Below are 25,099 nucleotides of genomic sequence, written 5' to 3'. Positions count from 1 at the left end.
CAACCGCGCTACTACTGTAGAAATTTGGTTTAGGGATTTTTCTGTTTGGGGGCGCGAATCCTGTAGGGGTGTACGGCCGTACACCCCGATCCAGAATTGCACTAACCCGTTGGAATTAGCCGATCAAATGCTTGGCCGCCGCCGCCACCCCAGCACCGGAGGTCACCTCAGCCCCCAGCTCGATCAAAGTGGCTTCCAGAGCAGCGATCGCCGTCAGCACATCCCGATCGCTCACAAAACCCAAGTGACCAATGCGGAAGATCTTGCCCTTCAGCGCATCCTGACCACCGGCCAAGGCGATGTCGTACTTCTTGCGCATCACCGATCGTACCTGTTCCGCGTCCACCGACTGGGGCATCACCGCCGTAATCGCCGGGCTGGCACAATCATCGGGTGCGTAGAGCGGCAAATTCAGGGCCGCCACTGCTGCCCGAGTTGCCGCCCGCAACCGAGCGTGCCGCGCAAAGATGTTGTCTAGCCCTTCCTTCTTCATCAACCGCAAGGCCTCTTGCAGCGCGTAGAACAGATTCACGGGCGGCGTGAAGGGCGTGCTGTTTTTGGCCGCATCCTTACGATATTTGCCCAAATCCAAATAGTACTTAGGCAAAGTTGCGGTCTTGTAAGCTTCCCAAGCCTTGGGACTAACGGCCACAAAGCCCAAACCGGGCGGAATCATGTAGCCCTTTTGGGAACCGGAAGCCACCACGTCCAAGCCCCACTCATCGATCGGGACGCTGGTTGCACCCAAGCTGGTGACCGCATCCACCATCATCAGCGCACCGTGCGCCTTCACATGGCCGTTGATCGTTTGCAGGTCGTTGATCACCCCGGTGGAGGTTTCGCTGTGGGTGACAATCACCGCCTTGATGCTCTTGTCGGTGTCGGCACTCAGGCGATCGGCAAAGGCTTGGGGATCCAAGGGCTTGCCCCAATCCGCCGTCAGGGTTTCTACGGTCAACCCATAGGCCTCGGCCACTTCGGCCCAGCGTTCGCCAAACTTACCGTTCGTGCCCACCAACACGCGATCGCCCGCGCTCAGGAAGTTGATGATGCCGGCTTCCATGGCCCCCGTGCCGCTCGAAGCCAAGATCAGCACATCATTTTGGGTTTGGTGCAGCCATTTCAGGTTTTCGGTTACTTCGGCCATAATCTTGCCAAAGTCGCCGCTCCGGTGGCCGATCGGGTGTTTGGCTTGGGCCAGCAGCACGGGTTCCGGAACCGGGGTGGGCCCCGGAATCATCAGCATCAATTTGTTATCCATCAGCCGGATTGATTCGCTACAAAAAAGGGGTGGTTACTCAGTTGGCCGGGTTGCCAATGGCCGGGTTGCCGACCGGTCGCGGCTCATCAGTCACGGTTCATAGCCGGGCGATCGGCTGGGGGCGAGATCGCCCGGTTGCCATTGCCTTGTCGCCTGTGTCATCGCCACGTCGTGAATAATTGGGATCCACGCGAGAGACCATCCGAGAGACCATTAGTGTAGAGCCGGAGTGGGAACTTGCGATCAAACAGTGCCAATAAGTCAGCTTTTGCTTACGGATTTGATCGATCGAGCATGGCATCATCCCATCCTTATCCCATCCTTCCCACCCACCGATCGCACGCAAACAACCATTGCCAATCGATTCGCAACGACGCGATCGACCCTCCAAAAGCAATCCCAGGCAATCCCGATCAACCACTCCACTCAACTAACCCCACAACCTCCATAAAGAAAGGGCCCGGCAGCACCAGACCCTCTCCCAAACGGATTTTAAAAAACTTTCCTTGCTCACCGCCCCAACGCCACTTCCGATCGCAACAGATCAGAACTGGCGAGTTGAAAACGATCACAGCTCAACTGTTGATTAGCCCCAAGCGAGCCTTGGCCAATTAGCCCTTGCTGTTTTCGCGGCTGGCGGTTTGGATGTAGAGAATCAACAAAAAGGCGGCAGGAATTGCCACAAACAGAATGCTGGCAATGAAGCCGAGATCATTAACTTGCATGGAATGATGCCTCTAGGTGTCTTTTGAAGTGTTGGTTGACCCCGCGCTAGGGCAGGGAGCTGAGACCCAAGCCGTCGAATTGATGACTGGGGGCCCTCAGTGGATGGATGCTGTCCAGTCTACCAAAGGCTGCTCGCTCCATTGGCTGGAAGTGGCCGGATTGGCCCAGGGCGATCGGGCAGCGGTTTCCCGGGCGCATTCCTGCATATTCTTTAGGATACACCGGGCTAATTTGCGGCAATTGATGGCGCTTGATAGAGATTGATGGCGCTTTGCGGTGCTCGACCCGATCGCGGGATGATCACGAATCGGGGTCACTCCCGCAAGAACACGAAGCAAGTGCTGATTGGGTGACTGCGAATCGACGGTCAATCAACAAGAAATTGCCGATCAATCAACGGCTGTGCGAGTACCGAATAATACCCCACTAACCCCGCCCAACACGGAACCACCCATGATTCAGCCCGATCGCCTTGCTTCGGAGGCGATCGCGTGCTAGGACTAGGCGGGGTGGTTGCGGACAATCCGCCATTAACCAAGACTTAACCCCTCCGGGTGCTCTCTTCATGCGGTGTTTGGGCATTTTAGCGGTAACATCCTGAAGGCTCTGACCCAAAGTCTCAACCCCCAGCCGATGGTTTTAAAGCTGTCAGCTTAGGGTTAGTTACTTCGTCAAAGTCTTTTGATTTCACAGCGTTTGTTCAGGAAGATCAACCACTCAAATTCGAGTGAAGTCTTCTGAACTGATACTGCCATTGTTGCTGATCATTATTAACCATGCCCAAATCTAGAATCTGAATTCTTTGAATCATTCTCCAATTAGCTTCCAAAGTCTTCTTCAAAAATTCTCAAAGGATTTTCCCAGCGCCAAATGCCATCTTGATCAAGTCCTTCCGCAGGATTGATAACGCTTCCAAAAGCTTAAGAATCATAGACTTTCGCTTGCTTTGACTGCGTTGCAATTGCATTGATTCCAAAGAGCCAGGAATTTCAACGGGATCAAACAGCCCTCTAGAGGGACTTAGAGACATTGATGCAAAAATGCTGCTCAAAATGTCGCATTCAATCGGTTGATTGCCTGTTGCCAAGGATTTCAAGATAGATTTGCATCGGTTTCAAGATAGGTGGGCTTGCGGTAGGCTCACTTACCTCTAGGGCCACCCATGAACCATTCAAGGGTGATTCAATTCAAGAGCAATTAATGAATTGATTAATAGTCTGGCTAACGAGCTGGTCTAATTAATCTGTCTGATTACTCAATTCATTGATTTATGAGTCGTTATGAATCCATCCGGATCTCATACCCCATTCTGGATGAACTAACTATGGGCAGTCACCAGACTCAACGATCGATTGCTGCTGAATTTTTCTGATTTTTAGGGTCACGAATTTCAGTTCTGTCATCGTTAAAAAAGTCACCCCCATTGCACCAGTTTTACGGAGAGGGGTAATCCTCCCTACTGCCCCTAGCACATTGCCGAATCACAAGCAAATTGCTAGAACCTTGGGGGATTTGGGTTTCTTGCAACCCAGACCATGCTGGGGGATCACATCGTGTATCAGGGTGCAGCCCACTAGCTCAACTATCCATTTCTGCTTAACTGCGCTCACTCACTGGTTTTGATGAACGCTTTCCAGCCCCAGCATCGTCCTGATCCACCGGTACAACGCCGACCCAGGTTGCGCCCCAAGCAACTGCCGAAGTCTGCGTCCTATCGCTCGATCGCGCTGGAAAGCCTGTTCAAGCTGTCCGTTAACAGCTTGTTGGCGCTCATTGCGATCGTGGCGCTGGTGCAGTGGATTCCGCTCTATGCCACCCGTCGGGCAGAATTGCGACAACTGCAAGCGGAGGTGCGCCTGGTGGAAACCCGCGTGCAGACCTTGCGATCGGAAATGACCCAAAATTTTGACCCCGCGCGCAATCGAGCCACCGTTGAAGCGGAAACGGGCCGCGTGCCCCTCAATCAGCGGCCGGTGCGATGGCAGCCCGATCGCCCCAGTCAGCCCGACTTTGAAGAAGGGGACGGCCTCCCTTAGGCAATCCTGAAAATCGCCCCGCCGCCCGTTGCTTCCTGGGGCCGATTGGCCAGCCACCATGGGCCCTGCGGTAGCATTAGCCATGGTTCACAAATCGCAGTGATTTCCTTAGGTTCCTATGGCTATTCAAGTGGGCGATCGCGCGCCGGATTTTTCCCTGCCAACTCAAACGGGTGAAACCATTACCCTGAGCCAGTTTTCGGGTAAACAACCCGTCGTGCTCTACTTTTACCCCAAGGACGACACGCCCGGCTGCACGATCGAAGCCTGCGCTTTCCGCGATAGCTACGAAGCCTTTCAAGGGGCCGGTGCAGCAGTGATTGGCGTGAGCAGCGACTCCGTGGATTCCCACAAAACGTTCGCGGAAAAATATAGTCTGCCCTTCGCCCTCGTGAGCGATCGCGATGGGGCCCTGCGCAAGGCCTATGGTGTCCCGAACACGCTGTTTGTGGTTCCGGGCCGGGTTACCTACGTCATCGACAAAGCGGGCATTGTGCGCCACCAGTTCAACGATCTGTTGAATGCCAAGGGCCACGTGACCGAAGCGCTCAAAATTGTGCAAGGGTTGGGCTAGCCCCCCGAAGGGTCACCCCCAGGATCATTTCCATCCCAAACCGCTATCCTAGACAACCATCACTGGCGACACGACAAGCACATTCATCATGGCAACCATCACCGATCTCTCAGTCAAAACCATTGACGGCGAAGACCGTGCCCTCAGCAGCTATCAAGGGCAGGTGCTTTTGATTGTGAACGTGGCTTCCTATTGTGGCTACACGCCGCAATATCAAGGACTTCAGGCCTTGCATGAAAAATATAGTGCCCAAGGTCTGCGGATTTTGGCCTTTCCTTGCAACGATTTTGGTTCCCAAGAACCCGGAACCAATGACCAAATTAAGACCTTCTGCTCAACGCGCTACAGCGTGACCTTTGAGCTGTTTGACAAGGTACATGCCAAGGGAGCCGAGCAACACCCGCTCTATGCCCGCCTGACCTCGGGATCCGAACCAACTGGGGATGTGGCTTGGAACTTTGAAAAGTTTCTGATTGGTAAAAATGGCGAAATCCTGGGTCGTTTCCCCAGCCGCATTGCCCCGGATTCGGCTGAATTGATCGGCGCGATCGAGCAGGCCCTTTCTGCCTAAATTCGGTCTGGATTGAGCACGGCATTCAAGCCTAGTGATCGCTTGGTTCCTAGGGTCTATCGTCACTTCCTGGGATCCAGTGAAAACGGTTGATCTTCCATACCCGAACCACCCTAGACAAGGGGCTTAAGCCCCTTGCCCCCCACGATCCGCCAACGCTGGAACCAGGGCTTCAGGCGTTTTGACGACATCCTCTAATGACTCATCCCTGATCTGGCTTCTGGATTGCTACGGTTTGATTTTTGATGTGGATTGCAGTGAGGATAGGAACTTTTTAGAGAGTCCCTATCCTTCTCTGTAACTTCTCGATCGTCCGTTGAGCTGCTCCTGATTTAGCCATTCTTTAGCCATTGATCGCCATCCCTCGGAACTAATTCAATCGCCACCAGCTTCTTCAGCATTCTCCAAAACCATCTCTAAGCGTTTGTTTGCACTTCTCCCGATCGCCTTCTGAGCATTCTAGCCAGCCCTACTCTGCTTGATGACTGTTTGCACTGGTCGTTGATGATTGGTCAATCCAAGGACAATCCTATGGCTCCAAATTCTCGGAACTACGCCCTTAGTAAACCCGGGCTAGGGATCCTCTCGCTGGTTTTGGGTTTTGGTTTGGGAACGATGGGAGCATTGGCCGCAATACCCACCCCAGCCACGCCTAAATCCACCACGTTTGATCAACAGGAAGTTGACCAATCACGCTTTATTGCCATTGCCCAACCCCTCGGCACGGATTCTTTCAAGCTGTTAGTTCTAGAACAAGTCTCTAATCAGCGGCTTTGCTGGGCCGAAAGTGGCAGCTATCCCGTAGTGGTTGATCCGTTGCTGGTTAATTTCAATTTCACGGGTATTTGTGGACGCAGTATTGATAGCAATGGCTTTTCAGTTCGAGTAGCCAAACGTGATTTAGGGTTGCAATATTCCCTACGTCTCAGCCGTCGATTTAATTCAGTGGTGTTGCAAGGCGTGCCTTTCGGTGCCAATGGTGGCCCGGTGATGGACATTGCCAGCACCCGAGGATTCACTTCTGGATTTTTGAAGCTGCAACTTTTTCCCGGATGGCGATTCACCAAACGCTCCTATCAAGGCCGCCCCTTGGGCCATGTTTACTTCACCAATGATTCCTTTGATTCGGCGGTGACTCCCAAGGAAAACTCGGAGCGATCGCCCAGAAAGCTCCAGCCAACTACCAATTAAACTGAAGCACAGCTTAACCCTGGTCATGGGCGATCGCTGTCAATCTCGATCGCCTCAGCGGTGAGTGTAATGGTGCAATTATGGTGCGATTTCGGGTTCTATTCCCGATTGGCCGATTCCTGGTGGCCCGATTTCTGATTCCGATTGGGTTGCCAACTCAGGCTCAAAAACCTGGGAAATTTGCGACCCAGACCAATCCGCAATCAGGGATTCTGCCCGATCGGGATTGGTGTAAATCAGTTCCAGCAAGGCCCAAGGATCTTGGCCGATCGCCCGAGCATAGAACCCCACTTCGGCCATAATTCGCCCTTCCGACTGCCGCAAATACATCGATAGGCAGTGATGCGCCTGATTGTTGCGGCTGCGCTGGGTTCGGAAAAAGGCCAACGCCGACAGCAACCGATCCTCATAGGGGGCCAAAGGACGCAGGGCGATCGGCTCGGGGGGTAAAGGCTCCATGGCTCGGGGGGGTGAAGTGGAAAAGCAACCGCTCAAACGTCCCTAGTGGCATGACAGGCTTAATACATTGGGTCAAAGTTGCGAAGCCAGCCGTGGTAACAAGGGGCTTGAGCATCTTGCTGCTTAACGATCAGGTGACGGTAACAGCCATGTAATTTAGCCCAACGAATTGAGGCAGCCACGCTACTAGGGTATTTTGATCAGCTCGCGGCTCGGGGTTTTTGGGGCGATCGGGGCTGAAAGAGCCGCCTCCAAAGAGCTGCGGCCCAACCGACGCTCCAAAATTCGCATCACTTCCCGGCCGAAGTCATTGCTGTTGCTGCGCCAGGCTTCCAGGCACACTTCCCCAAAAAACGACCCCAACGGTTCCGGATTCCAGAGCAGCTTCCGCGCCGTCCAAGGCATCAGGCTCATGGGGTCATACCCGGGTTTCAGAATTTCCTTCTTGAGGGCATATTCTTCCAAGTGAGTATGGGGTTGCAAGCCAATGAAGAAAATTGCTGGCTCCACCTTGTCAGCCCCAAAAATTTCCTCCAGGGCCCGATGATAGGCAATGGTTTGGCGAATGGTTTCATGGGTCTCATCAATCACATTGAAGGAGTAATTAACCGAAACCACATCCTCAAAACCAGCCGCTTTTAGGTCACGACAATTTTGCAGAACCGTGCGCAAGTTATAGCCCATGCGCATTTTGCGAACCAGTTCTTGGGATCCGCTCGTAATCCCAATTTCAAAATAGTTCATGCCCGTTTTCACCATCAGATCACAGAGTTCTGGATCGAGGTTGTCGGCGCGGATATAGGCAGCCCAATGAATATCCGTCATGCCAGCCGCCAGGACTTTTCTGAGCAGTTCTTTGGCATCTTCAATGAAGCGCCGAGCCGGAATAAATTGGGCATCGGTGAACCAAAAGTTGCGAACACCCAATTGGTAAAGCTGCTGCATTTCTGCAACCACTTCAACGGCTGGGTTAATCCGAACTTGCTTACCCTCAATGACGGTATAGACGCAATAGCAGCAGTTATGGGGGCAACCACGCTTGGTTTGCACACCGATATAAAAGTCCCGATCGCGAAAATAGTAGCTAAAGGCCGGCCAGATCGTTTGAATGTAGGCGTAGTTACAGGCGGTTTTTTCCAAGGGCGCAGGTGGTTCATGCACCAGGCCCGCCCGGGGCTTCGTTTCCCCAGCAATGTAACAACGTTCCTGGTCTAAGGACTCGCCTCGCAGCAGTTTTTCCAGCAGGGTTTCCCCTTCCCCAACGGAGACGATCGTGCCCTTGGGGAGCGATCGCTGCAACTGTTCATAGAACACACTGACGGCCCCACCGCCCACCACCGCCCGGGCGCTGGAATTGTAGCGTCGGGCCCGGCGCAATCCCCGCCGAATCAGGCCCTGATTGCGCCAGAGTTCCGCATAGTAAGCACTGGTGACCCGCAAACCACCCAAGGCTCCCCGAAGCTTGATCAGGGGGTTTTTGGCGTAATAAAACTCGAAGGCATTTTGCAGCGGATTGCCACCACGGCCGCCCACGGGTGCATAGATCTGAATATCGCGCCACGAAAAAACCAGCAGGGTGGGCCGGAAGGCATCGATTTCCGCATCAAGGGCCGCTTTGAAGTCCAAGGGCGGCACGGTTCCCAAGTCAAAGAGCCGCTGCTCGATCGCGGGGAACTGCTTGTGTACGTGGTCAGCGAGATAAACCACCCCGATCGGGAAGATGGGGTTACAGGGCAGTCGGACGTACAAAATGCGATCGGCCATCATCCACTTCCCTAACTGTCGCAACGGATCATTAAGGCTTGTTCATATAAGTTAACGATAACATCAGACCTTGGCCGGATTTCACCCGAGCCACCCTTTCAGGCTAATTTTCTTCAAAAATTGGGCCCATACGAGTCGTCCCTGGGGTCTCCAGATCGTAGCGGGTGGGCCTTGTCCGTTAGCAAATGGTGACGATTCCACGCCTTGAATCGTCAAGCTCCCACGATTTCGGGAGCCTTGAGCTAGCATGAAAGAATAGATCAACTGGCAACTGAACCGATTGGTAAGCGTTGATCAAATTCATAGAATTTGCAGAGAGCTTCACCAGAAATTCGAGGAAGTTTGAGGGAGGTTTTATTTGAATTTTCCAGAAAATCAGGCCCTTTTCAAAGCTTGTGATCAATAGAGCTTAGGTTGTGGGAGATTGCAATTGAGCCGCTACTTTCAGCTCAGTTGAGACCCATTTTAGTTGAGATTTGGTTGATCCTTAATCGAGCCTTGGCTGAGTTTTGTCAGGATCTTGATTTGGAAAATTGATATTCGTTAGATTTTCTTAAAGATTTGAAAATTGAAAAGCTACTCGTTGGTAATCGGGTTTACAGCTTGTTGGCAAAGGGGGTGTTAGCGTAGCGAAATCGTTCTATTCCCTTGATCTACCCTTGGCTCCTATCCCTGCAACCATGGCACAAATTATCGATCCCATTCCCAATGACGATCGGCAAAAGCTCCTTTGCTGCTACGTCAATGCCACGAGCAAGATTCAGGTTGCTCGGATCACGAACATTGCGAATTGGTATTTTGAACGGGTGGTTTTTCCGGGGCAGCGCTTGGTTTTTGAAGCCCTGCCAGAAGCCCAACTGGAAATTCACACGGGCATGATGGCTAGCTCAATTCTTTCTGATCGCATTCCCTGTTTAGAATTGTCTTTTGAGGAAGACATGGAGAGTCTCATTGACTCGCCCGATCGTGCGAATGAATCCGTTAATCGGGAAACCGAAACCCGTTCCGATCCGGAACCGGCCGTTTCGGTTGGGGCCTAGTGACCCATTAGTTGCTGGTCCAAAGACCGCCCAGAGGAGTAATGAGGCGGTCAGGGGGGACAGCTCGGGTCGGGCTTGGTGTGATGGATACGACGCTGAAGGTAGTGCTGAATTCTGAGGCCATGGCACTAGATGAGCAGCGCGAGACAGGCAGCGTAGATGTTAGGCTCGATGGAAGCGCTGCTATGGATCTCCGATGGTTAAGAAATGCTGTGACATTTTGTTAACTGATTGTTAATTCATCGGGTGCTCCATCTCATCTTGCCATTTCAGTTTTGAGCAACTTGAGCGAATTGATTTGAACCTGCCGGATTTTTTGTGGCTGTGGCGAATTGCCGCATGGTCAATGGGCCTGACGCTGACGGCCTATAGTTTGCTGGGTGTGACGGGAGTGGTGTTGAGGCGCGATCGCTTAAGGTCTAGCGATCGCGCCTTAGCTATGGCAACTATGGCAACCATTCCAAGCTGGCTGCGGCCGTTGCACATCACCCTGGGCATTGGGTTGGTGGCGTTGGTGTTGCTGTTGCTGGGGGTGGGAATTGTCGGCACGCTGGGGCATTTTGGCCGCTTGGGCCAATCGCCCCACCTGCTGGCGGGGTTGACCGTGGTGGGGTTGGTGGGCTTGTCGGCTTGGAGTGCGAGCCGGATTGCGATCGAGCGCCCCTGGGCCCGATCGCTCCATTGGCGCACCAATTTGGTTTTGTGCTTGGCCTTGCTGTGGGTATTGGGAACGGGTTGGACTGTGGTGCAGAAGTACCTGCCCTAGCCGTTGATTAACCCTGTTGAGCAGCGATCGCGGTCTGATGTCGATCGCGGGCGGCGGCCAAGGCCTCTCGCACCTGCGCAAACCCCGTTCCCCCAAAGCTATTGCGGGCGGCAATCACCTGCTGAGGCGCGATCGCCCCATAGATATCGGCCTCAAATGCCGGGTGCAGCGCCTGCCATTCTTCGAGGGTCAGATCCTTCAGCAGCTTGCCCGCCTCCAAGCAGGTGCGCACCACCTTGCCCACCAGGTTATAGGCTTCCCGGAAGGGCACGCCCTTCGCGGCCAAATAATCGGCCACGTCCGTCGCATTCGAGAAATCTTCGCTGACGGCCGCTTCCAACCGAGCTGTGCGGAAGCTCAATCCTTCGGAGAACAGAATGGTCATGGCTTCCAAGCAGCCTTGAACCGTCTTCACCGTGTCAAAGAGCGCTTCTTTATCCTCTTGCAGGTCTTTGTTGTAGGCCAGGGGCAACCCCTTCATCAGCACCAACAGGGCTTGCAGATGGCCAAATACGCGCCCGGTTTTGCCGCGCACCAACTCCGGCACGTCAGGGTTTTTCTTTTGGGGCATGATGCTGGAACCGGTGGAACAGGTGTCGCCCAGTTTCACAAACCCAAATTCCTCAGAACACCAGAGGATCACTTCCTCCGAGAGGCGCGACAGGTGAACCATGATCAAGCTGGCGGCGCAGAGGAACTCCACGGCAAAATCCCGATCGCTCACCCCATCGAGGCTGTTGGCGTAGGGGCGATCGAACCCCAGCAGTTGGGCGGTGTAGTGGCGGTCGATCGGGAACGTTGTGCCCGCCAGGGCCCCGCTGCCCAAGGGACAAAGATTGGTACGGCGGCGAATTTCGCCCAACCGCTCCCAGTCGCGAGCCGTCATCTCCACATAGGCCAGCAGGTGATGGGCCAGGCTCACCGGTTGGGCCCGTTGCAGGTGGGTGTAGCCCGGAATTGGCGTTTCCACATAGGTTTCCGCCAAAGTTAGCAGGGCCCCTTGGAACTCAAGCAATTGCTGGCGAATTTGGTCAATTTGGTCTCGCAAATACAGGCGCGTATCGGTTCCCACCTGATCATTGCGCGATCGAGCCGTGTGCAGCTTTTTGCCCGCATCGCCAATCAGTTCCGTGAGCCGTCGTTCCACCGCAAAGTGGACATCCTCCGCTTCCACACCCGGGTTGAACTGACCGGCACGATATTCCTGGCGAATTTGCTCTAAACCCGCCACAATCTGCTCGGCTTCCTCGGGGGCAATAATCCCCTGGTGACCCAACATCCGGGCATGGGCCTGGGAACCGGTCAAATCATATTCAATTAGTTCAATATCAAACCCGATACTGGCATTAAAACGGGCGATCGCCGGATGCAACGCGCTTTCAAAACGTTGACTCCAGGTTTGGGTTTGGCTGGAATTGCTCATGGTGGGCAAGGGATCGACCGCCGCTCACGACAGTCAAAAGTGGCAATCAGGAACGGCAATCAGTATCCCATGCCAACGTTAAGGAAATGTGCTTATTGCGACGACAATCCCCAGCTTGCTGCCCACCATCGAAGCGGCATCTTCCTTAACCGTAGGTGGTGGCTTGGCGAATGATATATCCCAACACCAGACCGATCAGCATGGCCCAGATTTGCCCTGTTTGCACAAAATGAGACCAAAATCGCTGAATCTGACCCATAAAATCGGGAGTTTCAAACTGAGCCGCAAAAAGCGTGGGATGGGCCAGGCTGGGGCCGCCGGCCATCGCCCCTTGGGCCAAGCTGCCCAACAGGCACACCCCTAAGCAGCCAATCACAGCCCAAAGCAAGGCATTGACCCAGCTCGATCGTCGATCGACCCGCAGCCAGCGCCGTCGCCCAGTGGAATTAGCGGGCGGTTGGGAAGATGTTTCAGAATCCATGGAATGACGCATGATCAATAACCGATTAGATGAGCCAATTGGATTAAAGGTTAGACAATGAATGAATTCCCAACCAATGCTCCTGATCTAGCTTCAGGCTAACTGCATGGCAGCCGATCGCGGTAGATCCGGTAATTGTGGTTCCTGGGTAATGCGCAGAACAATGCCGGTCATATCGTCGGAGTTGCGATTTTCGGAGCCGATGAACTCCTGCACCCGATCGAACAAGTGATTCAGAATTCCTTGGGCGTTGTCGTAGTTGTGGCAAGCCCAGTAAAACCCATCCCGCAGGCGATCTTCCTCAAACCGTTGGCCACGGGGATCAGCCGCATCGGTGAATCCATCGGTGAAAAACATGATCGTGTCGCCCGGATAAAGCTGAATTTGGGCATCGTTGAATTCACTGTTGGCATCTAGGCCAATCAACATGCCTTCGGTGTCTAAGGCCACGATCTGATCCGATCGCGATTGCCAAAGCAGCGGTGGGTTATGGGCCGCGTTGCTGTAGGACAGAATGCGCGTTTTCGGGTCATATTCCGAATAGAACAGGGTGACGAACCGGTGGGAATTTTCCAAGTCCGCATACATCACCCGATTCAGATGGTGCAAAATTCGTGCGGGGGAATGGCCGTTCAGCACCTCAGCCCGCAACATGCCCCGGGTCATGGTCATGATCAGGCCAGCGGGCACGCCTTTGCCCATCACATCCCCGATCGCGATGCTCCAGGGGGTGGTTTCCGTGCCGCCGAGTTTTGTTTGGGCGTTGCGGCCCAGGCTGGGGGATCCATTGCGACAAACGGGAATGAAGTCGTAATAGTCGCCACCCACCCGATCGGCCGTTTCGCAACGGGCCGCCAGATCAACACCTTGGATTTTGGGATATTGGCGCGGCAGTAACCGCAGTTGAATTTCGGCCCCAATTTCCAACTCCCGATCGAGCCGTTCCTTTTTCCGTAGCTCGACGGTTAAATCGGCATTGTCAATGGCCACGGCCGTTTGATCCGCCACCAATCGCACCAGTTTTTGGCGCTTGGAAGTCCAGGCAAAATCCGGTGCACAACAAAAGGCATAGAGCCGGCCCCGCTCCACCTCATTCACCAAAATGGATGCCCCAAAGACCCGCACACCGGTTCCCAAGGAATCGGCCACGGTTTGATCCAACAGGGCGATCGCCCCGGGATCAAATTCCACCTTGTGATCCTTCGCAGCATTGGCCGTCAGCACCCCCGTCACCTTGCGCGTGGCCAACTCCAGGGCCCGTCGGATCGGCCGCACCTGACAGCGGTGATCTCCTAATTCCTGACAGTGCAACTGTTCTAGGCGTACTTGCCCATTGGGCCGAAACAGCACCAAAGCCCCGCCATCCGCATCGGCCACTCGGGTGGCAATCAGGGGAATCAGCTCTAGGAACTGATTCAAATTTTTGAAGCTGCGGAGGGCAAACCCCAGGGAACTGAGCAGGTCTTGAACTTTGTATTGTTCGCGGTTGAGACGGGCAACCAGTTCCTTGAGGGCAAAAACAGGCGTATTGTCGCCCGCCGCTAACAGATCAGCCGGGTCAGGAGGTTGCGATGAGGTGTGAGGGGCAGGGGCAGCGGACATTTCAAGGATCGATGAGCGATCGTGCCAGAGCGCCCAGTTTTGAGTTAGCTATGGTAGCGCCAAATCACTGGACTGCCAACAAAACAACAGAATTCAGGGAGGGCTTGCCAGTAGGGCCGTTCGATCGGGCGTTGGGTTTGGTTGGCCAATCCCAGTACCCCGATTGCCACTGCCTAACCGTTGAGCAGCGCCTCCACAAATTCGTAGCTAGAGAAGGGGCGCAGGGCTTCAATGCTTTCCCCCGCGCCAATGAACCGAATGGGTAAGTTGAGCTGTTGGGCGATCGCCAGGGCAATCCCTCCCTTGGCGGTGCTGTCAAGCTTCGTGAGGACTACGCCGCTCAGTTTAGCGGTTTCTGCAAAGACCTTAGCTTGCTGGAGGCCGTTTTGTCCTTGGGTGGCATCCAAAACCAACAGCGACTCCACGATCGCGCCGGGGGCTTGCTTGTCGATGATCCGGCGAATTTTCGCCAGCTCATCCATCAGGTTCTTTTTGTTTTGCAGACGGCCAGCGGTGTCCACCAACAGCAATTCCGTTTCGCGGGCAGTCGCGGCGGTAATCGCATCGAAGACCACGGCGGCGGGATCGGTGTTTTTGCCGGGGTTGGCGATCGTTTCCACACCGGCTCGATCGCCCCACACTTTCACCTGCTCCACGGCGGCGGCCCGGAAGGTGTCCCCCGCCGCAATCAGACAGCGATAACCGGACTTGCTGCCCAGGCGGGCCAACTTCCCGATCGTGGTGGTTTTGCCTGCGCCATTGACCCCCACAATCAGCCAAATATTCAGCCTGCCTTTTTCGGGAGCCAACAGGGGCAAGGTATCTTCGCCCGCCTCACGGATGGGGCGATCGAGCAAATCTCGCAAAATCTGTTTCAAATAGGCGATCGCCGCCTCGGGGGGCAGGGCTTCTTCGCGCACCTTGTCTTGCAAAGCGCCAATGATCGCATCCGTGGCTTCCACGCCCGCATCGGCCTGGAGCAGCAGGGCTTCGATTTCCTCAACCGCATCCGAATTCAGCGGCCCCTGACCAACCAAGGACTTGAGCTGATTCACCAGGCCGCGGCGGGTTTTGTCTAGCCCTTGGCGCAAACGGGTAAGCCACTCAATTTCCTCGGCGGAAATATCTTCCGGGCGACGACCCTGGGCCGCCAAAATTTCCGCAGACCACAGGAAGTTTTCATCAAAAACAATTGCCCCCGGTGGCAGGGCTGCCGGTTCCGCTTCGGCCAAGGGTTCCGGCTCCGGTTCCGGTTCCACAATCGCCTCAGCCTTGACTCGTTCCAGCCGTTCCGCGCGATCGGCCTCGGCCCGCTCCAGCAAGGAAGCCGACTCTGAAAAAGTTGGGCTAGCTGCCGCGATCGGCTCCGTTGGCTCAGCGGGTTCCGGTTCCGGCTCCGGCGTAACCGGCGGTTGCTGAAGGTTTTGGTAAGCCGCTTTGGCCCACTGCAACAACTCATCCGCATTGGAAGGAGCCGTTATCACTGGTTCCGGCTCTGGGGCGGGTTCCGGCGCTTCAGCCACCAGCACAGGAGCAGCCACGGGAGCAACCGGTGCGGCGATCGGTTCCGGCGTTAGTTCTGGTTCGGTTGGTTCTGGTAATTCCGGTTCGGTTACTTCTGGCGCTGGGGCGATCGACTCCGGCTCCGGTGCTGGCTCCGGTTCCAAAGCAGCGATCGGCTCCGGTTCCGGCTCCGGGGTCAACTCCACCGTCAGTTCCTCAACCGCGGCCGGCTCCAATTCCGGTTCAGGCTGAGACTCAGGTTCAGGTTCCGCTTCTCCCTCTGGGGTCGTTTCCGGGGCTGTTTCCGTGGGCTGTTCATCCGTGGGTTTGTCGGAGTCAAACTCAACGTAAAACTTCTCTTGGGAAAACTGACGTTGGAACCAGTTAAAAACCATCGATCGCGACCTTAGCAGTGACAGGAAGGCAAAGGAGCCAAGAAACAAAACTTAAAGACAAGGGTAGCGCGGCCCCTAGGCTCGGGTGGCCTTCATTTGGTCGATCGCCCGGCGCAACACACCGTTAATAAATCGGTAGCTGTCGGCCTCACTGTAGCGCTTGGCCAGCTCCACCGCTTCGTTCACTGCCACCTGCGGCGGTGTTTTCAGATAGCAAATTTCCGCGATCGCCATGCGCAAAATGTCCCGATCGATCCGTGCCAATCGGCTTAATTGCCAATCCACCATGCTGTCCGTCAAGGTTTGGTCAATCTCCGCCTGGTAGCGAGCCACCTTCGTCACCAAATCCAAGGCGTAATCTTGCACGTTCAGTTGTCCCGCCGCTTGCAGCATTTCCGGCAGTTCAACAGCCATGCCCAAGCGATTGATTGCTGACTGAGTAAACTCGATCGCCTCCTTCACCATGGCCACCGATCGCTGGGCATCGCTGGCCCGAATTTCCTCCCGCAACAGTTCCGTTTTCAGCAAACGCTCATTGCCCCGTTGCAATTCTGCGCTGGCCATCTCCAGGGTTTCTCGCACCTCAGCCATCAGGGTACGCACGGCCGCCTGCAACAGATCCTTTAGATCTCGGTCTTGAAGTTTTTCAGGTTTATTGGGGAGCTGGCTAATGCTGAGGAGAGCCAGTTCACGGGCAATTCGGCGAGCTTGCATGGGGTTGAAGGGAAAATGCAGGGTGAAAGAAGCGCGATCGCCCAGGATAGCGCTCTTTGCCGCACAGCGATCCGTCACGCGGCCAGCACCATCAAGGGCGGCTAATTGCCCTCAAGTGTTGCACCGGTCGGAACCGCCGACAAGGTGCGGAATTTACCCACCCAGCAATCACAAGCTCTAACGGGTTTTGGGGCTGCTCAGGTTGCCCATTCAGATCACTGGTTTCGATCGCCTGTTCAGGGGCCGTTTACCAAGTCTTTGAGAAATCCCAAAACGATATTTTCAGATCAAAATTCTTCGTAGTCGCTATAGCCGCCGCCATTGCCGCCCCCTTCGCTGGTATCCCGCTTGGAACCCAAAAGCTGAAGATCTCGCACCACCACCACGGGACTGGTGCGTTGGGCCCCAGACTGGCGGTCGGTCCAGGTATCAATTTTGAGGCTACCTTGCACTGCAATTTCCTTGCCCTTGCGCACATAGTTGGCGGCTACCTCGGCGGTTTTGCCCCAAATTTCCAAGTTGAACCAATCGGGCCCATCATCGCGATTGCGTGAAGGACGGTTCACCGCAAGGGTCAGACGACATTTCACCGATCCAGACTCGAAATAACGCACATCGGGATCACTGCCAGCACGCCCCACCAGATTGACGACATTGATGCTCATGGTAACTACCGATGATGAACTGAAATTGGTTAATCGACTAATTAATTAGTGGGCTAATTTGGACTAGCCCGACTCAAGCTGGGCCATTAGATTTAACCAGTTTGATGCAACTAAGTTAATGCAGCCAAATTTCAGTGGACTAACTTGATTCAAGCAATCTCAAGCAACTTTATTCAAGCAACTTGCGGCAGCCAATTCAACTGAATACTCAGCAAATGCTAGGCAAATCCTAGAGGGTGTCGTCATTTTTCGAGGTGAGGCTGAAACGGTTGATCTTCCATGCCCCAATCGTCGTAACAAGGGGCTTAAGCCCCTTGTCTCCCACGATCCGCTAACGGCAGATCTAGGGTTTCGTGCTCAACGACGACAGTCCCTAGGCCCCTTGTCCCCCACGGTCCGCTAACGGCAGATCTAGGGTTTTGTGCTCAATGACGACAGACCCTAGGCAATTTGTAGGGCTAACCGAGAAAGATTAATCGCAGGTTTAACTACCCAGTTGGAACCAAAACGATACCAAATCATGTTTACCCAAGGCGATCCGATCGCCCGGCCGCAGCCGATGACGATTGCCCGGAGCCAAAAATAGCCCATTTACATAGGTTCCGTTGGCGCTGCCCGTGTCCTCCAAGTAATGGGCATCGCCCTCCACTCGAATGTCCGCATGGATTCGAGACACCACTTCCGCATGGGGAAATCCCGAAACATCAATGTCCGGCGGTACGCGATCGTTGGGTTTGCCCAAGTGAATGAGACTGATCTGCTCCGGCAACATCACAACCGCGCCGCTGTGGACATGCACCAATCGGGCGATCGTCCGTTGCAATTGCGTCACGGCTCCCGGGATGGGCGCTGCTTCTGGGGTGGTTCCCATCAAGGCCGTGGGCGGCTCGGCGGGATCGCCCAAAGACCCGATCGGCTCCATCTCGGGACTGGCTGAAAACAGCGATGCCCCGATCGGCTGTGTGAGATCGGTGATCTCTTCATCACTGTCGGGGTGCGCTGGTGGCGCAGGCAAGGGGGACGGCGCAGCAGCGGGGACGGGAGCCGGTAAAGGGGCGATCGAGGGGGCCGCCTGCAGGTTGTGGCCACATTGCCCGCAGAAGTTGGCATCACTCAGAACCGGCGCACCGCAACGGGGACAGCTTTGCAGGGTGGGAAGGGCCGTGAAGCAGGCTTCGCAAGTTACTGCATCATCGGGGTTGGCGTGATTGCAATTAGGACAATTAACCATGGAGCCGATCGCGCCTGGGCGCTTGCAAAGGAGCAAAGGAACCAAAATTCAGTCGTTCAGTCAATTTCGGACAAGTTCGGATGATTTCGGACTCCAGACCACCGGGCTTGAGCGCTGATGAACCGATCAGCCAGCGCCTAGAACTCCAGTCGCTCTCCGGCCGATTGGTCAAACAGCCACCACAATTCCCCCGACACCGGGCGCACCAAGCGGGCTGGATAGGTTTGGTCTAGCAAAGCTGCCAAGGTGGGATCGTCACAAGGTGCAAACACCTGGGCGATCGCGGGTTGCTTGCTTTCCCCCGAGACCAAGAAAATCGTACAGCTTGCCTGGTTCAACACCGGCACGGTCAGGGTAATCCGGGGATCGTCACCCCGATTGCCCACCGTCACCCATCGATCGCGCACGGCCAAGGCAGTGGTGTTGGGAAACAAGGAAGCCGTATGTCCATCATCTCCCAGACCCAGCAGCACCAGATCCAGGCTGGGAAAGTCCTCCTGTAGCCCCCACTGGTCGCAGAATAGGGCCCGTAACTGAGCCTCATACCGCGCCGCATCCTCCGCTGGGTTGGCCCCGTCGGTGGGCATGGGCCAACAGTTGGCAGCGGGAATCGGCACCCGATCGAGCCAAGCCTCGCGGGCCATCCGCTGGTTACTGTCTGGGCTGGTGGGCGGCACATAGCGCTCATCTCCCCAAAAGATAAAGAGCTTTGACCAATCCAAATCCGCCTGAGCCAACTGTTCATAGAGCGGCTTAGGGGTGCTGCCGCCGGCCAGGGCCATGGTGCAACGGCCCGATCGTTTCAGGGCATGGTCAATTTGACTCAAAACCACTTCCACAGCCCGCTCAATTAGCTCAGGGCGATCGGGCCAAATTTCCACCGTCGGCAGTTGGGAAGGAAGCGATTCAGCAGGAAATGGGAATGATGGACTAGACGAATTCACCGACTCCGATCGGGCATCGGCCCCGGAAGCCGCATCCGTTGCCCCGCTGGCAGGATCTGGGAACGCTGAGGTCATGATCGAAAAAATGCTAAAGACCCGAGCCGCCACCCGGCCCGGTCAACTCCCCTAGCCTAACCGATGGATCGGAAATTCAATAACAGCTGAATCAAAAGACCCACCCAAGATCCACCAAAATTCAGATCCACCGAAGTTGAAAGCCAAAATTGGGAGCCAAAATTGGAAGTGTAAAATTTCATCGAAATCAGCGGGCGATTATCCTAAGTTGCTGAAACAATAGGGCACGGGAAAAGCCATGAAACGCTGACTTCAAATTTTGACCGCAAACCTTGGCCGACCTTGGCTCAAAAACTTTGGCTGCAATTTTTGATCTCAATCGTGGCTCGCAACCCATTGCGATCGCCCGTTGGCCTGACGCAATGGTAGCCGGTTCGATCGCCTCCTGATTTGGCTGCCGGCCCTTGTAATCCCCTTCAGTAACAGCGCTTCCTAAGGACGCTCCATGACGACTAGTACACATTCCTCCCAGACTTCCGCCCCCATAGCGGCCGTCGTGCTGCAAATCGGGGGCGCAGTGGCGATCGCCCTTGGATTAATTGATTTCCTTGCTGTTGCCGTTCCGTTCGATTTTGCCAACCGAGGCTGGGTGATTGACACCACCCGCCAATTGATCGATCGGGGCATCGTGCCCGCCATGGGTGTCAGCCTGCTGTTTTGGGGCTTCTGGATTGAAATCAAATCCGGTGTCAGCCGGTCTTGGCGTAGGGGTGTGGGCGTTGCGACCCTGGCGTTTTCGGCGCTGATGGGACTGTTGTTTTTGGTGATGGCCCCCACGCACCTGCTGTCTGTGCGGGCCGAAGCCCAATCCACCCTCGCCGCCATTACCCGACAATCGCGGGAAGCCGAAAAACAAATTGATACACCCGAATTTAAAAACAGTTTGCAGCGCCAGCAACAGGTTTTTCGGGAGCAGATGCAGTTTTTGCTGCAAGACGATGCTCGGTTTAATGAATTTATTAACAGCCCACAATTTGATGAACGCCAGAAGGAGTTCATGCGGCGGCTGAAGGCGAATCCGGCTGACTTGGAAACAGTCATTCGCCAGCGGGTGAATGATTTTCCCCTGCAATTGCTGGCCCGCATTCGATCGCGGCGGCAGGAGCTAGAAACCCGCGCCAGAACCACGGCCCTGCGGTTGGGCGTGCAAACAGGAACCAGCGGCATTGCCCTCTCGGTGGCCTACCTGGCGATCGCTTGGCTCGGGTTGGGGGGATCGGGTGGTCGCCCTGCCCCGCGTCGCCGTCGATCGGCCTAAGTTCGACCTCAATTCGCCCCATGGTCGATGCCAATCCCAATATTTTGGCCATTGTTTTGACCCTTTTTAGCCCTTCTTGACCATTTCGATCCAGACGTTCTGAGCAACCCGAGAGTTTGAGAGTTTAAGACTATGACGAAAGCTGGTAAACGCCCCTCGCCCCCCTTGGCCGCCCTGATCGCCATTGTGGTTGGCACCGTGTTGGTCATTTCCTCGTTGCTGGACTATTTAATCCTGATCTTCCCGCCGGATTTGCAAAATCCTCAATGGTTGCTCAACACCATTTCTGAAATTGTGGGTCGCGGCATTGTGCCCATGGTTGGCATTTGCTTCCTGTTTGCAGGGCTGTGGATGAATTCCCGATCGGGCTTGCCCTCCGCCAAGAAAACATCGTTGATGAACCCTCGGCTTTGGGTTTTGATTTTGTCGAGTGCGTTGGGTGTGTTGTTCCTGGTGTTGTCGCCGATTTACATCAATGGCGTGAACAAGGCCAGCGCCAAGGAAGTGGAAAACATCGAAGCCCAAGCCAAGGCGGCCATGGATCAATTGGGAGAACCGGCAGAGCAATTCCGCGATCGGCTCAAGACCCTGCTGAAAAATCCCCAAGAACTCGATCGGTTGATTAAGAGCGGTCAAGTGCCGCCGCAAGTGGTGCAACAACTGGAACAGGCGCGATCGAACCCGGCCGTTCTGGACTCTCAATTCAATCAATTCAAGCAAGAGCGGCAACAGGAAATTGACAAGCGGAAGACCGAGCTTGTGCAGCGCACCAAAACCGGCTCCATGAAAACCACCCTCCGCACCGGTCTCAGCAGCCTGGTTTTGGGTGTGGGTTATTTGTTCATGAGCTGGATGGGCTACACGAAACGCGGCTCCCGCGCACGTTCGGCCAGCCGAGCCAGTTAGGGCAATCATTTGACCGGCTCAACCGGCTCTCATTGGATTCAGGTTGAATTCAGGTTGAATTCAGTTTGGGTTGATTTTGAATTGGAGATTAGGGATTGATCGCGATGTTCAAGTCGCGGTCAATCTTCTAAAAGCGGCCAGCCCGATCCTGATCCGCCCCAATTCCAGATGCAGCCGACTTCGCCACGACATAACAGGAAGCATCCTGATCGCAGTACTCGTTAGCGAATTACAGCAATTGTTGGGAAAGTCATAACGGAATTAACGGTGCATCGACTCGATCGGCCGTCACCGCTCGATCGCCCACCGATTCAAATCACCATGTTTTCGATCTATATCCTCACCCACAACGAAGAAATCGATATTGCAGATTGCATCGAGTCTGCATTGCTGTCCGACGACATCATTGTCGTTGACTCCCTCAGCACCGATCGCACTGTGGAAATCGCGCAAGACTACGCCCAGCGATCGCCCGTGCGCTTGGTGCAACACGCCTTTGAAAGCCACGGCAAACAGCGCACCTGGATGTTAGATCACGTTCCCACGCGGCATGATTGGGTTTACATCCTGGAAGCCGACGAACGGATGACCCCCGAACTTTTTCAGGAATGTTGCCAAACCATCCAACGGGCCCAGCATGAGGCCTACTACGTGGCTGAACGGGTGATGTTCATGGGGCAATGGATTCGCCGCAGCACCCAATATCCCCGCTACCAACTGCGACTTTTTCGGAAAGATGCCGTCCGGTTTGATGACTACGGCCACACGGAGCGGGAGGTGGTGCAGGGAACCACAGGTTTTTTGCAAGAAACCTATCCCCACTTCACTTGCAGCAAGGGTCTGAGCCGCTGGCTGGATAAACACAACCGCTACTCCACCGATGAGGCCCAGGAAACCTTGGCCCAACTGTCGCGGGGCAACGTGTCTTGGCGTGATTTATTTTTTGGCAAGACGGAGGTGGCGCGGCGGCGGGCCCTCAAAAATTTATCCCTGCGGTTGCCTTGTCGTCCCTTAGTGCGATTTGTCTATATGTATTTCGTGCTGGGGGGCTGTTTGGATGGCCGCGGGGGATTTGCCTGGTGTGTGCTCCAGAGCTTTTATGAGTACCTGATTGTGCTGAAGGCTTGGGAGATGCGCTATGGCACAACCACATCCCGATCGACCCCGCGCCTACGCAAGGACTAGGGTTTTCAGCGGCCTGTCACTCCACATCCTGTGATTCAGCAGCGGACTTGGGGCCGATCGACTCCGAATCAGCACCCAACTGCTGTCGAATTCAATTCCCGGCAAATTCCCAAAAATCACGAATCCAGCGCTCGGGCAATGGCAGAATGGTGAAACGGCGGTTGCGGCCCCCTTGCCCCTGCCCAAGTCCTAAAGCAATGCCTGAAACGGATCGCATGGAAGGCGCTCCTCCTGTGGGTTCTTCAACCAATCGTGCCCGCCGTTCCAGATCCTCGAAGCGGGCGGGTGGGCCCCAGCGGTTGGCTGGGGTCAAAACCGCGTCAATTCTGGATCTGTTGTTGGGCCAATTGCCGCAACTGCGCACCCAAAGCTATTTCAAAGCGTCCCTGACGGCCCTTTCCCACGCGATCGAGGATTTGGTGTTGGCGGGGCCGGGCGATCGCCCCTTAGTGATTGCCAGCTTTCAACGAGAACGGTTCTATCGCCAAGAGGCCCGCCGCTACCATCGGATTGCGCACCAGAGCGATCGGGTCTATGTGCTCTCGGCCCCGGAGGCGGAGTTTCGCAGTGCTTCGGGGGAATACGAAACGGTGGCCTTTGAACCCACCGATGCGTTGGCCAACGAGTGGCACTTGGTGGTGCTGGGCGATCGGTATGCGGCCTGTTTGATCTGTGCGGAACGCCAGGGCGGTGAATCCCAGGCCGATCGGGCGGGCAGCTTTGGGGCAGACGATCGAGTACGGCGGTTTGAGGGGGTTTGGACGTTCGATCGCCAGGCCACCCAAATGGCCGCCAGCCTCTTGCTGGAGCGCATTCGCACCTACCGCCCCGAGTTGGGCGACAAAATCGATCGCACCCTGGCCGAGTTTTCCGACGGGGGCGGCCCCACCCTGCCCGAAATTGACCCGGAACCCTTTGCCCATCGCCTTGTGACCTATTTGCAAGCGGGGCAATATAAGCTGCTGAAAGCCTACCGCTCCATTTCCACCCAAGAGCGCAAGGAGCGGCTGGTTAACCTGATTACCTCGGCCATCCGCCAATCTTTGGATCCTTCAGAGGTGATGGGGGTGGCCGTGCGCCAATTGGGGCAAGCCCTCCGCTCCTGTCGCTGCATTGCCTACCGTTGCAAGGACGGCGATGCCACGGCCACGGTGCAGTATGAAATGTTGGGAGCCGCCGTGCCCTCCCTGTTGGGACAATCCTGGCCGCTGATTAGTCAAGACTGTTTTCAATCGGCCCTTCAGAACCATGGTGGGGTTTGCGTTCTGGATCTGAATGAGGAACCCCAACCGGGCTTGGTGCAGGCAATTGCAGAACAGTATGCGATCGCCTCTTGGTCGATCGTGCCCGTGTGCTATCGAGACAAACTGTTAGGGGCGATCGAGCTGCATCACTGCGGGAGTTTACCGCGCCTTTGGTCTGCCGATGAAACGGGGTTGATGGATGCCGTGGCCACTCAGTTGGGTGCGGCCCTGATGCAGGCCCAAACCTATGCCGACCTTGAGGATCTCAATCAGCAACTGGAAGCGCTCGATCGCACCCGTAGCAACCTAATTGCGATCACCGGCCACGAACTGCGCACGCCCCTTTCCACCATCCAGGTCTGCCTTGAAAGCTTGGCCTCGGAACCGGATATGCCCCTGGAATTGCGCCAAGTGATGCTGGATACGGCCTTGGGTGATGCGGAACGAATGCGCGTGCTGGTGCAGGACTTTCTCACTTTGTCTCACCTGGAAAGCGGGCGCGTTAATTGGAACCTGGAACCCTTGCCGCTCACGGAATGTGTGGAACTGGCCCTCAGCAGTGTTCGGGCCCGCGTGCCCCGCGATCGACTGCCCCACATTGCCTCGCAAGTGTCCGAAGCGTTGCCCCCCGTGCGGGCCGATGGGGAATGGTTGGTGGAAGTGCTGTCCAAGCTGCTTGACAATGCCTGTAAGTTCACCCAGCCCGAAGGAGCCGTGACCATTGAGGCGGGCCCCACCCCGGACGGGGCGATCGAGGTGGTGATTACCGACACGGGCCGGGGCATTGAACCCAACCGTCTGGAAACCGTGTTCGATCGGTTCTATCAAGAGGAAGGATCCCTCCGGCGCACCGTGGGCGGAACTGGCCTGGGTTTGGCGATCTGTCGGCAAATTATCCTTGGTCTGGGCGGGCAAATTTGGGCCGAGTCAGACGGCAAGGATCGCGGCAGCCAATTCCACTTCACAATTCCGGTTTTTGAGGGCGATCGACCCAGTTCCCTCAGCGACTTGATCGGCTAAATCTTAGGACTTTGAAATTCTGAAACTCAAGAAACTTAAGTAATATCATTTTAAGGCGTTTCTTT

Annotated in this window: 25 protein-coding genes; 11 read left to right on the top strand and 14 right to left on the bottom strand. The window is 55.3% G+C overall.

Annotated features, from left to right (window positions below; translation table 11 throughout):
• Positions 1–115: 115 nt before the first annotated feature.
• Entirely contained in the window at positions 116–1,261 is a 1,146-nt protein-coding gene (locus AC2IAX_RS05240) for a pyridoxal-phosphate-dependent aminotransferase family protein (RefSeq protein ID WP_494389640.1), read from the bottom strand.
• Between the two features lie 8 nt (positions 1,262–1,269).
• Here AC2IAX_RS05240 and AC2IAX_RS05235 point away from each other — a divergent pair, with 8 nt between their 5' ends.
• Entirely contained in the window at positions 1,270–1,440 is a 171-nt protein-coding gene (locus AC2IAX_RS05235; RefSeq protein WP_494389639.1) for a hypothetical protein, read from the top strand.
• 432 nt (positions 1,441–1,872) lie between these two features.
• Here the strand turns inward: AC2IAX_RS05235 and psbM are convergent, their stop codons facing one another.
• Together psbM and AC2IAX_RS05225 are read right to left on the bottom strand one after the other, a co-directional pair.
• Positions 1,873–1,986: a photosystem II reaction center protein PsbM gene (gene psbM, locus AC2IAX_RS05230; protein WP_099532510.1), complete on the bottom strand. Its 114-nt coding sequence runs from the start codon at positions 1,984–1,986 to the stop codon at positions 1,873–1,875.
• Between the two features lie 96 nt (positions 1,987–2,082).
• Positions 2,083–2,304, bottom strand: a complete 222-nt coding sequence (locus AC2IAX_RS05225) for a hypothetical protein (protein ID WP_494389638.1) — start codon at positions 2,302–2,304, stop codon at positions 2,083–2,085.
• 1,305 nt (positions 2,305–3,609) lie between these two features.
• On the opposite strand from AC2IAX_RS05225, the gene AC2IAX_RS05220 reads away from it, so the two are divergent.
• The 4 genes from AC2IAX_RS05220 (at position 3,610) to AC2IAX_RS05205 (ending at position 6,359) form a co-directional block, all read left to right on the top strand.
• Entirely contained in the window at positions 3,610–4,023 is a 414-nt protein-coding gene (locus tag AC2IAX_RS05220) for a slr1601 family putative cell division protein (protein WP_494389637.1), read from the top strand.
• Positions 4,024–4,141: 118 nt separating this feature from the next.
• On the top strand, positions 4,142–4,597 hold the full coding sequence (locus AC2IAX_RS05215) for a peroxiredoxin (protein WP_494389636.1): 456 nt from the start codon (positions 4,142–4,144) through the stop codon (positions 4,595–4,597).
• Positions 4,598–4,682: 85 nt separating this feature from the next.
• Entirely contained in the window at positions 4,683–5,168 is a 486-nt protein-coding gene (locus tag AC2IAX_RS05210) for a glutathione peroxidase (RefSeq protein WP_494390286.1), read from the top strand.
• Positions 5,169–5,699: 531 nt separating this feature from the next.
• Entirely contained in the window at positions 5,700–6,359 is a 660-nt protein-coding gene (locus tag AC2IAX_RS05205; RefSeq protein WP_494389635.1) for a DUF3747 domain-containing protein, read from the top strand.
• Between the two features lie 78 nt (positions 6,360–6,437).
• On the opposite strand, the gene AC2IAX_RS05200 is transcribed toward AC2IAX_RS05205, so the two are convergent.
• Entirely contained in the window at positions 6,438–6,818 is a 381-nt protein-coding gene (locus AC2IAX_RS05200; protein ID WP_494389634.1) for a hypothetical protein, read from the bottom strand.
• A 186-nt stretch (positions 6,819–7,004) separates the two neighbouring features.
• The gene (locus AC2IAX_RS05195) at positions 7,005–8,582 is read right to left on the bottom strand and encodes a photosystem II high light acclimation radical SAM protein (RefSeq protein WP_494390285.1); all 1,578 of its coding nucleotides are present in this window, start codon (positions 8,580–8,582) and stop codon (positions 7,005–7,007) included.
• A gap of 680 nt (positions 8,583–9,262) precedes the next feature.
• Between AC2IAX_RS05195 and AC2IAX_RS05190 the strand changes: the two genes are divergently transcribed.
• Both AC2IAX_RS05190 and AC2IAX_RS05185 read left to right on the top strand, forming a co-directional pair.
• A complete protein-coding gene (locus AC2IAX_RS05190; RefSeq protein WP_494389633.1) occupies positions 9,263–9,622 on the top strand; it encodes a DUF1830 domain-containing protein in 360 nt (119 codons plus the stop codon).
• 298 nt (positions 9,623–9,920) lie between these two features.
• The gene (locus AC2IAX_RS05185; protein WP_494389632.1) at positions 9,921–10,388 is read left to right on the top strand and encodes a DUF4079 domain-containing protein; all 468 of its coding nucleotides are present in this window, start codon (positions 9,921–9,923) and stop codon (positions 10,386–10,388) included.
• A gap of 7 nt (positions 10,389–10,395) precedes the next feature.
• Here AC2IAX_RS05185 and argH read toward each other — a convergent pair whose 3' ends face one another.
• The 8 genes from argH to pgl form a co-directional block, all read right to left on the bottom strand.
• Positions 10,396–11,811, bottom strand: coding sequence for an argininosuccinate lyase (gene argH / locus AC2IAX_RS05180; protein ID WP_494389631.1), 1,416 nt, complete (start codon positions 11,809–11,811; stop codon positions 10,396–10,398).
• Between the two features lie 145 nt (positions 11,812–11,956).
• Positions 11,957–12,136: a hypothetical protein gene (locus tag AC2IAX_RS05175; RefSeq protein ID WP_494390284.1), complete on the bottom strand. Its 180-nt coding sequence runs from the start codon at positions 12,134–12,136 to the stop codon at positions 11,957–11,959.
• A 249-nt stretch (positions 12,137–12,385) separates the two neighbouring features.
• Positions 12,386–13,894: a PP2C family protein-serine/threonine phosphatase gene (locus AC2IAX_RS05170; RefSeq protein ID WP_494389630.1), complete on the bottom strand. Its 1,509-nt coding sequence runs from the start codon at positions 13,892–13,894 to the stop codon at positions 12,386–12,388.
• 173 nt (positions 13,895–14,067) lie between these two features.
• Positions 14,068–15,792 carry a signal recognition particle-docking protein FtsY gene (gene ftsY, locus AC2IAX_RS05165; RefSeq protein ID WP_494389629.1) on the bottom strand — a complete coding sequence of 575 codons (1,725 nt, stop codon included), beginning with the start codon at positions 15,790–15,792 and terminating at the stop codon, positions 14,068–14,070.
• A 75-nt stretch (positions 15,793–15,867) separates the two neighbouring features.
• Complete coding sequence (gene nusB, locus AC2IAX_RS05160; RefSeq protein WP_190355305.1) at positions 15,868–16,506, bottom strand: transcription antitermination factor NusB; 639 nt, start codon at positions 16,504–16,506, stop codon at positions 15,868–15,870.
• Positions 16,507–16,793: 287 nt separating this feature from the next.
• The gene (locus tag AC2IAX_RS05155; protein WP_494389628.1) at positions 16,794–17,171 is read right to left on the bottom strand and encodes a single-stranded DNA-binding protein; all 378 of its coding nucleotides are present in this window, start codon (positions 17,169–17,171) and stop codon (positions 16,794–16,796) included.
• Positions 17,172–17,655: 484 nt separating this feature from the next.
• On the bottom strand, positions 17,656–18,402 hold the full coding sequence (locus AC2IAX_RS05150; protein ID WP_494389627.1) for a double zinc ribbon and FHA domain-containing protein: 747 nt from the start codon (positions 18,400–18,402) through the stop codon (positions 17,656–17,658).
• 137 nt (positions 18,403–18,539) lie between these two features.
• Positions 18,540–19,421 (bottom strand): 6-phosphogluconolactonase, encoded by an 882-nt coding sequence (gene pgl / locus AC2IAX_RS05145; protein ID WP_494389626.1) that lies wholly within the window; start codon positions 19,419–19,421, stop codon positions 18,540–18,542.
• 445 nt (positions 19,422–19,866) lie between these two features.
• Between pgl and AC2IAX_RS05140 the strand changes: the two genes are divergently transcribed.
• The 3 genes from AC2IAX_RS05140 to AC2IAX_RS05130 all read left to right on the top strand — a co-directional run bounded on the left by AC2IAX_RS05140 (position 19,867) and on the right by AC2IAX_RS05130 (position 22,770).
• Positions 19,867–20,679 (top strand): HpsJ family protein, encoded by an 813-nt coding sequence (locus tag AC2IAX_RS05140; protein ID WP_494389625.1) that lies wholly within the window; start codon positions 19,867–19,869, stop codon positions 20,677–20,679.
• Positions 20,680–20,811: 132 nt separating this feature from the next.
• A complete protein-coding gene (locus tag AC2IAX_RS05135; RefSeq protein WP_494389624.1) occupies positions 20,812–21,585 on the top strand; it encodes an HpsJ family protein in 774 nt (257 codons plus the stop codon).
• A 321-nt stretch (positions 21,586–21,906) separates the two neighbouring features.
• Positions 21,907–22,770, top strand: a complete 864-nt coding sequence (locus tag AC2IAX_RS05130; protein ID WP_494390283.1) for a glycosyltransferase family 2 protein — start codon at positions 21,907–21,909, stop codon at positions 22,768–22,770.
• A 91-nt stretch (positions 22,771–22,861) separates the two neighbouring features.
• Here the strand turns inward: AC2IAX_RS05130 and AC2IAX_RS05125 are convergent, their stop codons facing one another.
• Positions 22,862–22,987, bottom strand: a complete 126-nt coding sequence (locus tag AC2IAX_RS05125) for a hypothetical protein (RefSeq protein ID WP_393013964.1) — start codon at positions 22,985–22,987, stop codon at positions 22,862–22,864.
• 82 nt (positions 22,988–23,069) lie between these two features.
• On the opposite strand from AC2IAX_RS05125, the gene AC2IAX_RS05120 reads away from it, so the two are divergent.
• A complete protein-coding gene (locus AC2IAX_RS05120) occupies positions 23,070–25,034 on the top strand; it encodes a DICT sensory domain-containing protein (RefSeq protein WP_494390282.1) in 1,965 nt (654 codons plus the stop codon).
• Positions 25,035–25,099: the final 65 nt, after the last annotated feature.

The organism is Limnothrix sp. HT2024 (genome assembly GCF_059138625.1).
Note: the sequence above shows the minus strand (reverse complement) of the source record. Positions and strands in the feature narration are given on the sequence as shown.

What these genes read in the sequence shown, in the direction of transcription:
- AC2IAX_RS05240 (WP_494389640.1), bottom strand. Translation starts at nt 1,261, where the DNA reads ATGGATAACAAATTGATGCTGATGATTCCGGGGCCCACCCCGGTTCCG.
- psbM (WP_099532510.1), bottom strand. Translation starts at nt 1,986, where the DNA reads ATGCAAGTTAATGATCTCGGCTTCATTGCCAGCATTCTGTTTGTGGCA.
- AC2IAX_RS05220 (WP_494389637.1), top strand. Translation starts at nt 3,610, where the DNA reads ATGAACGCTTTCCAGCCCCAGCATCGTCCTGATCCACCGGTACAACGC.
- AC2IAX_RS05215 (WP_494389636.1), top strand. Translation starts at nt 4,142, where the DNA reads ATGGCTATTCAAGTGGGCGATCGCGCGCCGGATTTTTCCCTGCCAACT.
- AC2IAX_RS05205 (WP_494389635.1), top strand. Translation starts at nt 5,700, where the DNA reads ATGGCTCCAAATTCTCGGAACTACGCCCTTAGTAAACCCGGGCTAGGG.
- AC2IAX_RS05200 (WP_494389634.1), bottom strand. Translation starts at nt 6,818, where the DNA reads ATGGAGCCTTTACCCCCCGAGCCGATCGCCCTGCGTCCTTTGGCCCCC.
- AC2IAX_RS05195 (WP_494390285.1), bottom strand. Translation starts at nt 8,582, where the DNA reads ATGGCCGATCGCATTTTGTACGTCCGACTGCCCTGTAACCCCATCTTC.
- AC2IAX_RS05190 (WP_494389633.1), top strand. Translation starts at nt 9,263, where the DNA reads ATGGCACAAATTATCGATCCCATTCCCAATGACGATCGGCAAAAGCTC.
- argH (WP_494389631.1), bottom strand. Translation starts at nt 11,811, where the DNA reads ATGAGCAATTCCAGCCAAACCCAAACCTGGAGTCAACGTTTTGAAAGC.
- AC2IAX_RS05175 (WP_494390284.1), bottom strand. Translation starts at nt 12,136, where the DNA reads ATGGCCGGCGGCCCCAGCCTGGCCCATCCCACGCTTTTTGCGGCTCAG.
- AC2IAX_RS05170 (WP_494389630.1), bottom strand. Translation starts at nt 13,894, where the DNA reads ATGTCCGCTGCCCCTGCCCCTCACACCTCATCGCAACCTCCTGACCCG.
- ftsY (WP_494389629.1), bottom strand. Translation starts at nt 15,792, where the DNA reads ATGGTTTTTAACTGGTTCCAACGTCAGTTTTCCCAAGAGAAGTTTTAC.
- nusB (WP_190355305.1), bottom strand. Translation starts at nt 16,506, where the DNA reads ATGCAAGCTCGCCGAATTGCCCGTGAACTGGCTCTCCTCAGCATTAGC.
- AC2IAX_RS05155 (WP_494389628.1), bottom strand. Translation starts at nt 17,171, where the DNA reads ATGAGCATCAATGTCGTCAATCTGGTGGGGCGTGCTGGCAGTGATCCC.
- AC2IAX_RS05150 (WP_494389627.1), bottom strand. Translation starts at nt 18,402, where the DNA reads ATGGTTAATTGTCCTAATTGCAATCACGCCAACCCCGATGATGCAGTA.
- pgl (WP_494389626.1), bottom strand. Translation starts at nt 19,421, where the DNA reads ATGACCTCAGCGTTCCCAGATCCTGCCAGCGGGGCAACGGATGCGGCT.
- AC2IAX_RS05140 (WP_494389625.1), top strand. Translation starts at nt 19,867, where the DNA reads ATGACGACTAGTACACATTCCTCCCAGACTTCCGCCCCCATAGCGGCC.
- AC2IAX_RS05135 (WP_494389624.1), top strand. Translation starts at nt 20,812, where the DNA reads ATGACGAAAGCTGGTAAACGCCCCTCGCCCCCCTTGGCCGCCCTGATC.
- AC2IAX_RS05130 (WP_494390283.1), top strand. Translation starts at nt 21,907, where the DNA reads ATGTTTTCGATCTATATCCTCACCCACAACGAAGAAATCGATATTGCA.
- AC2IAX_RS05125 (WP_393013964.1), bottom strand. Translation starts at nt 22,987, where the DNA reads ATGCGATCCGTTTCAGGCATTGCTTTAGGACTTGGGCAGGGGCAAGGG.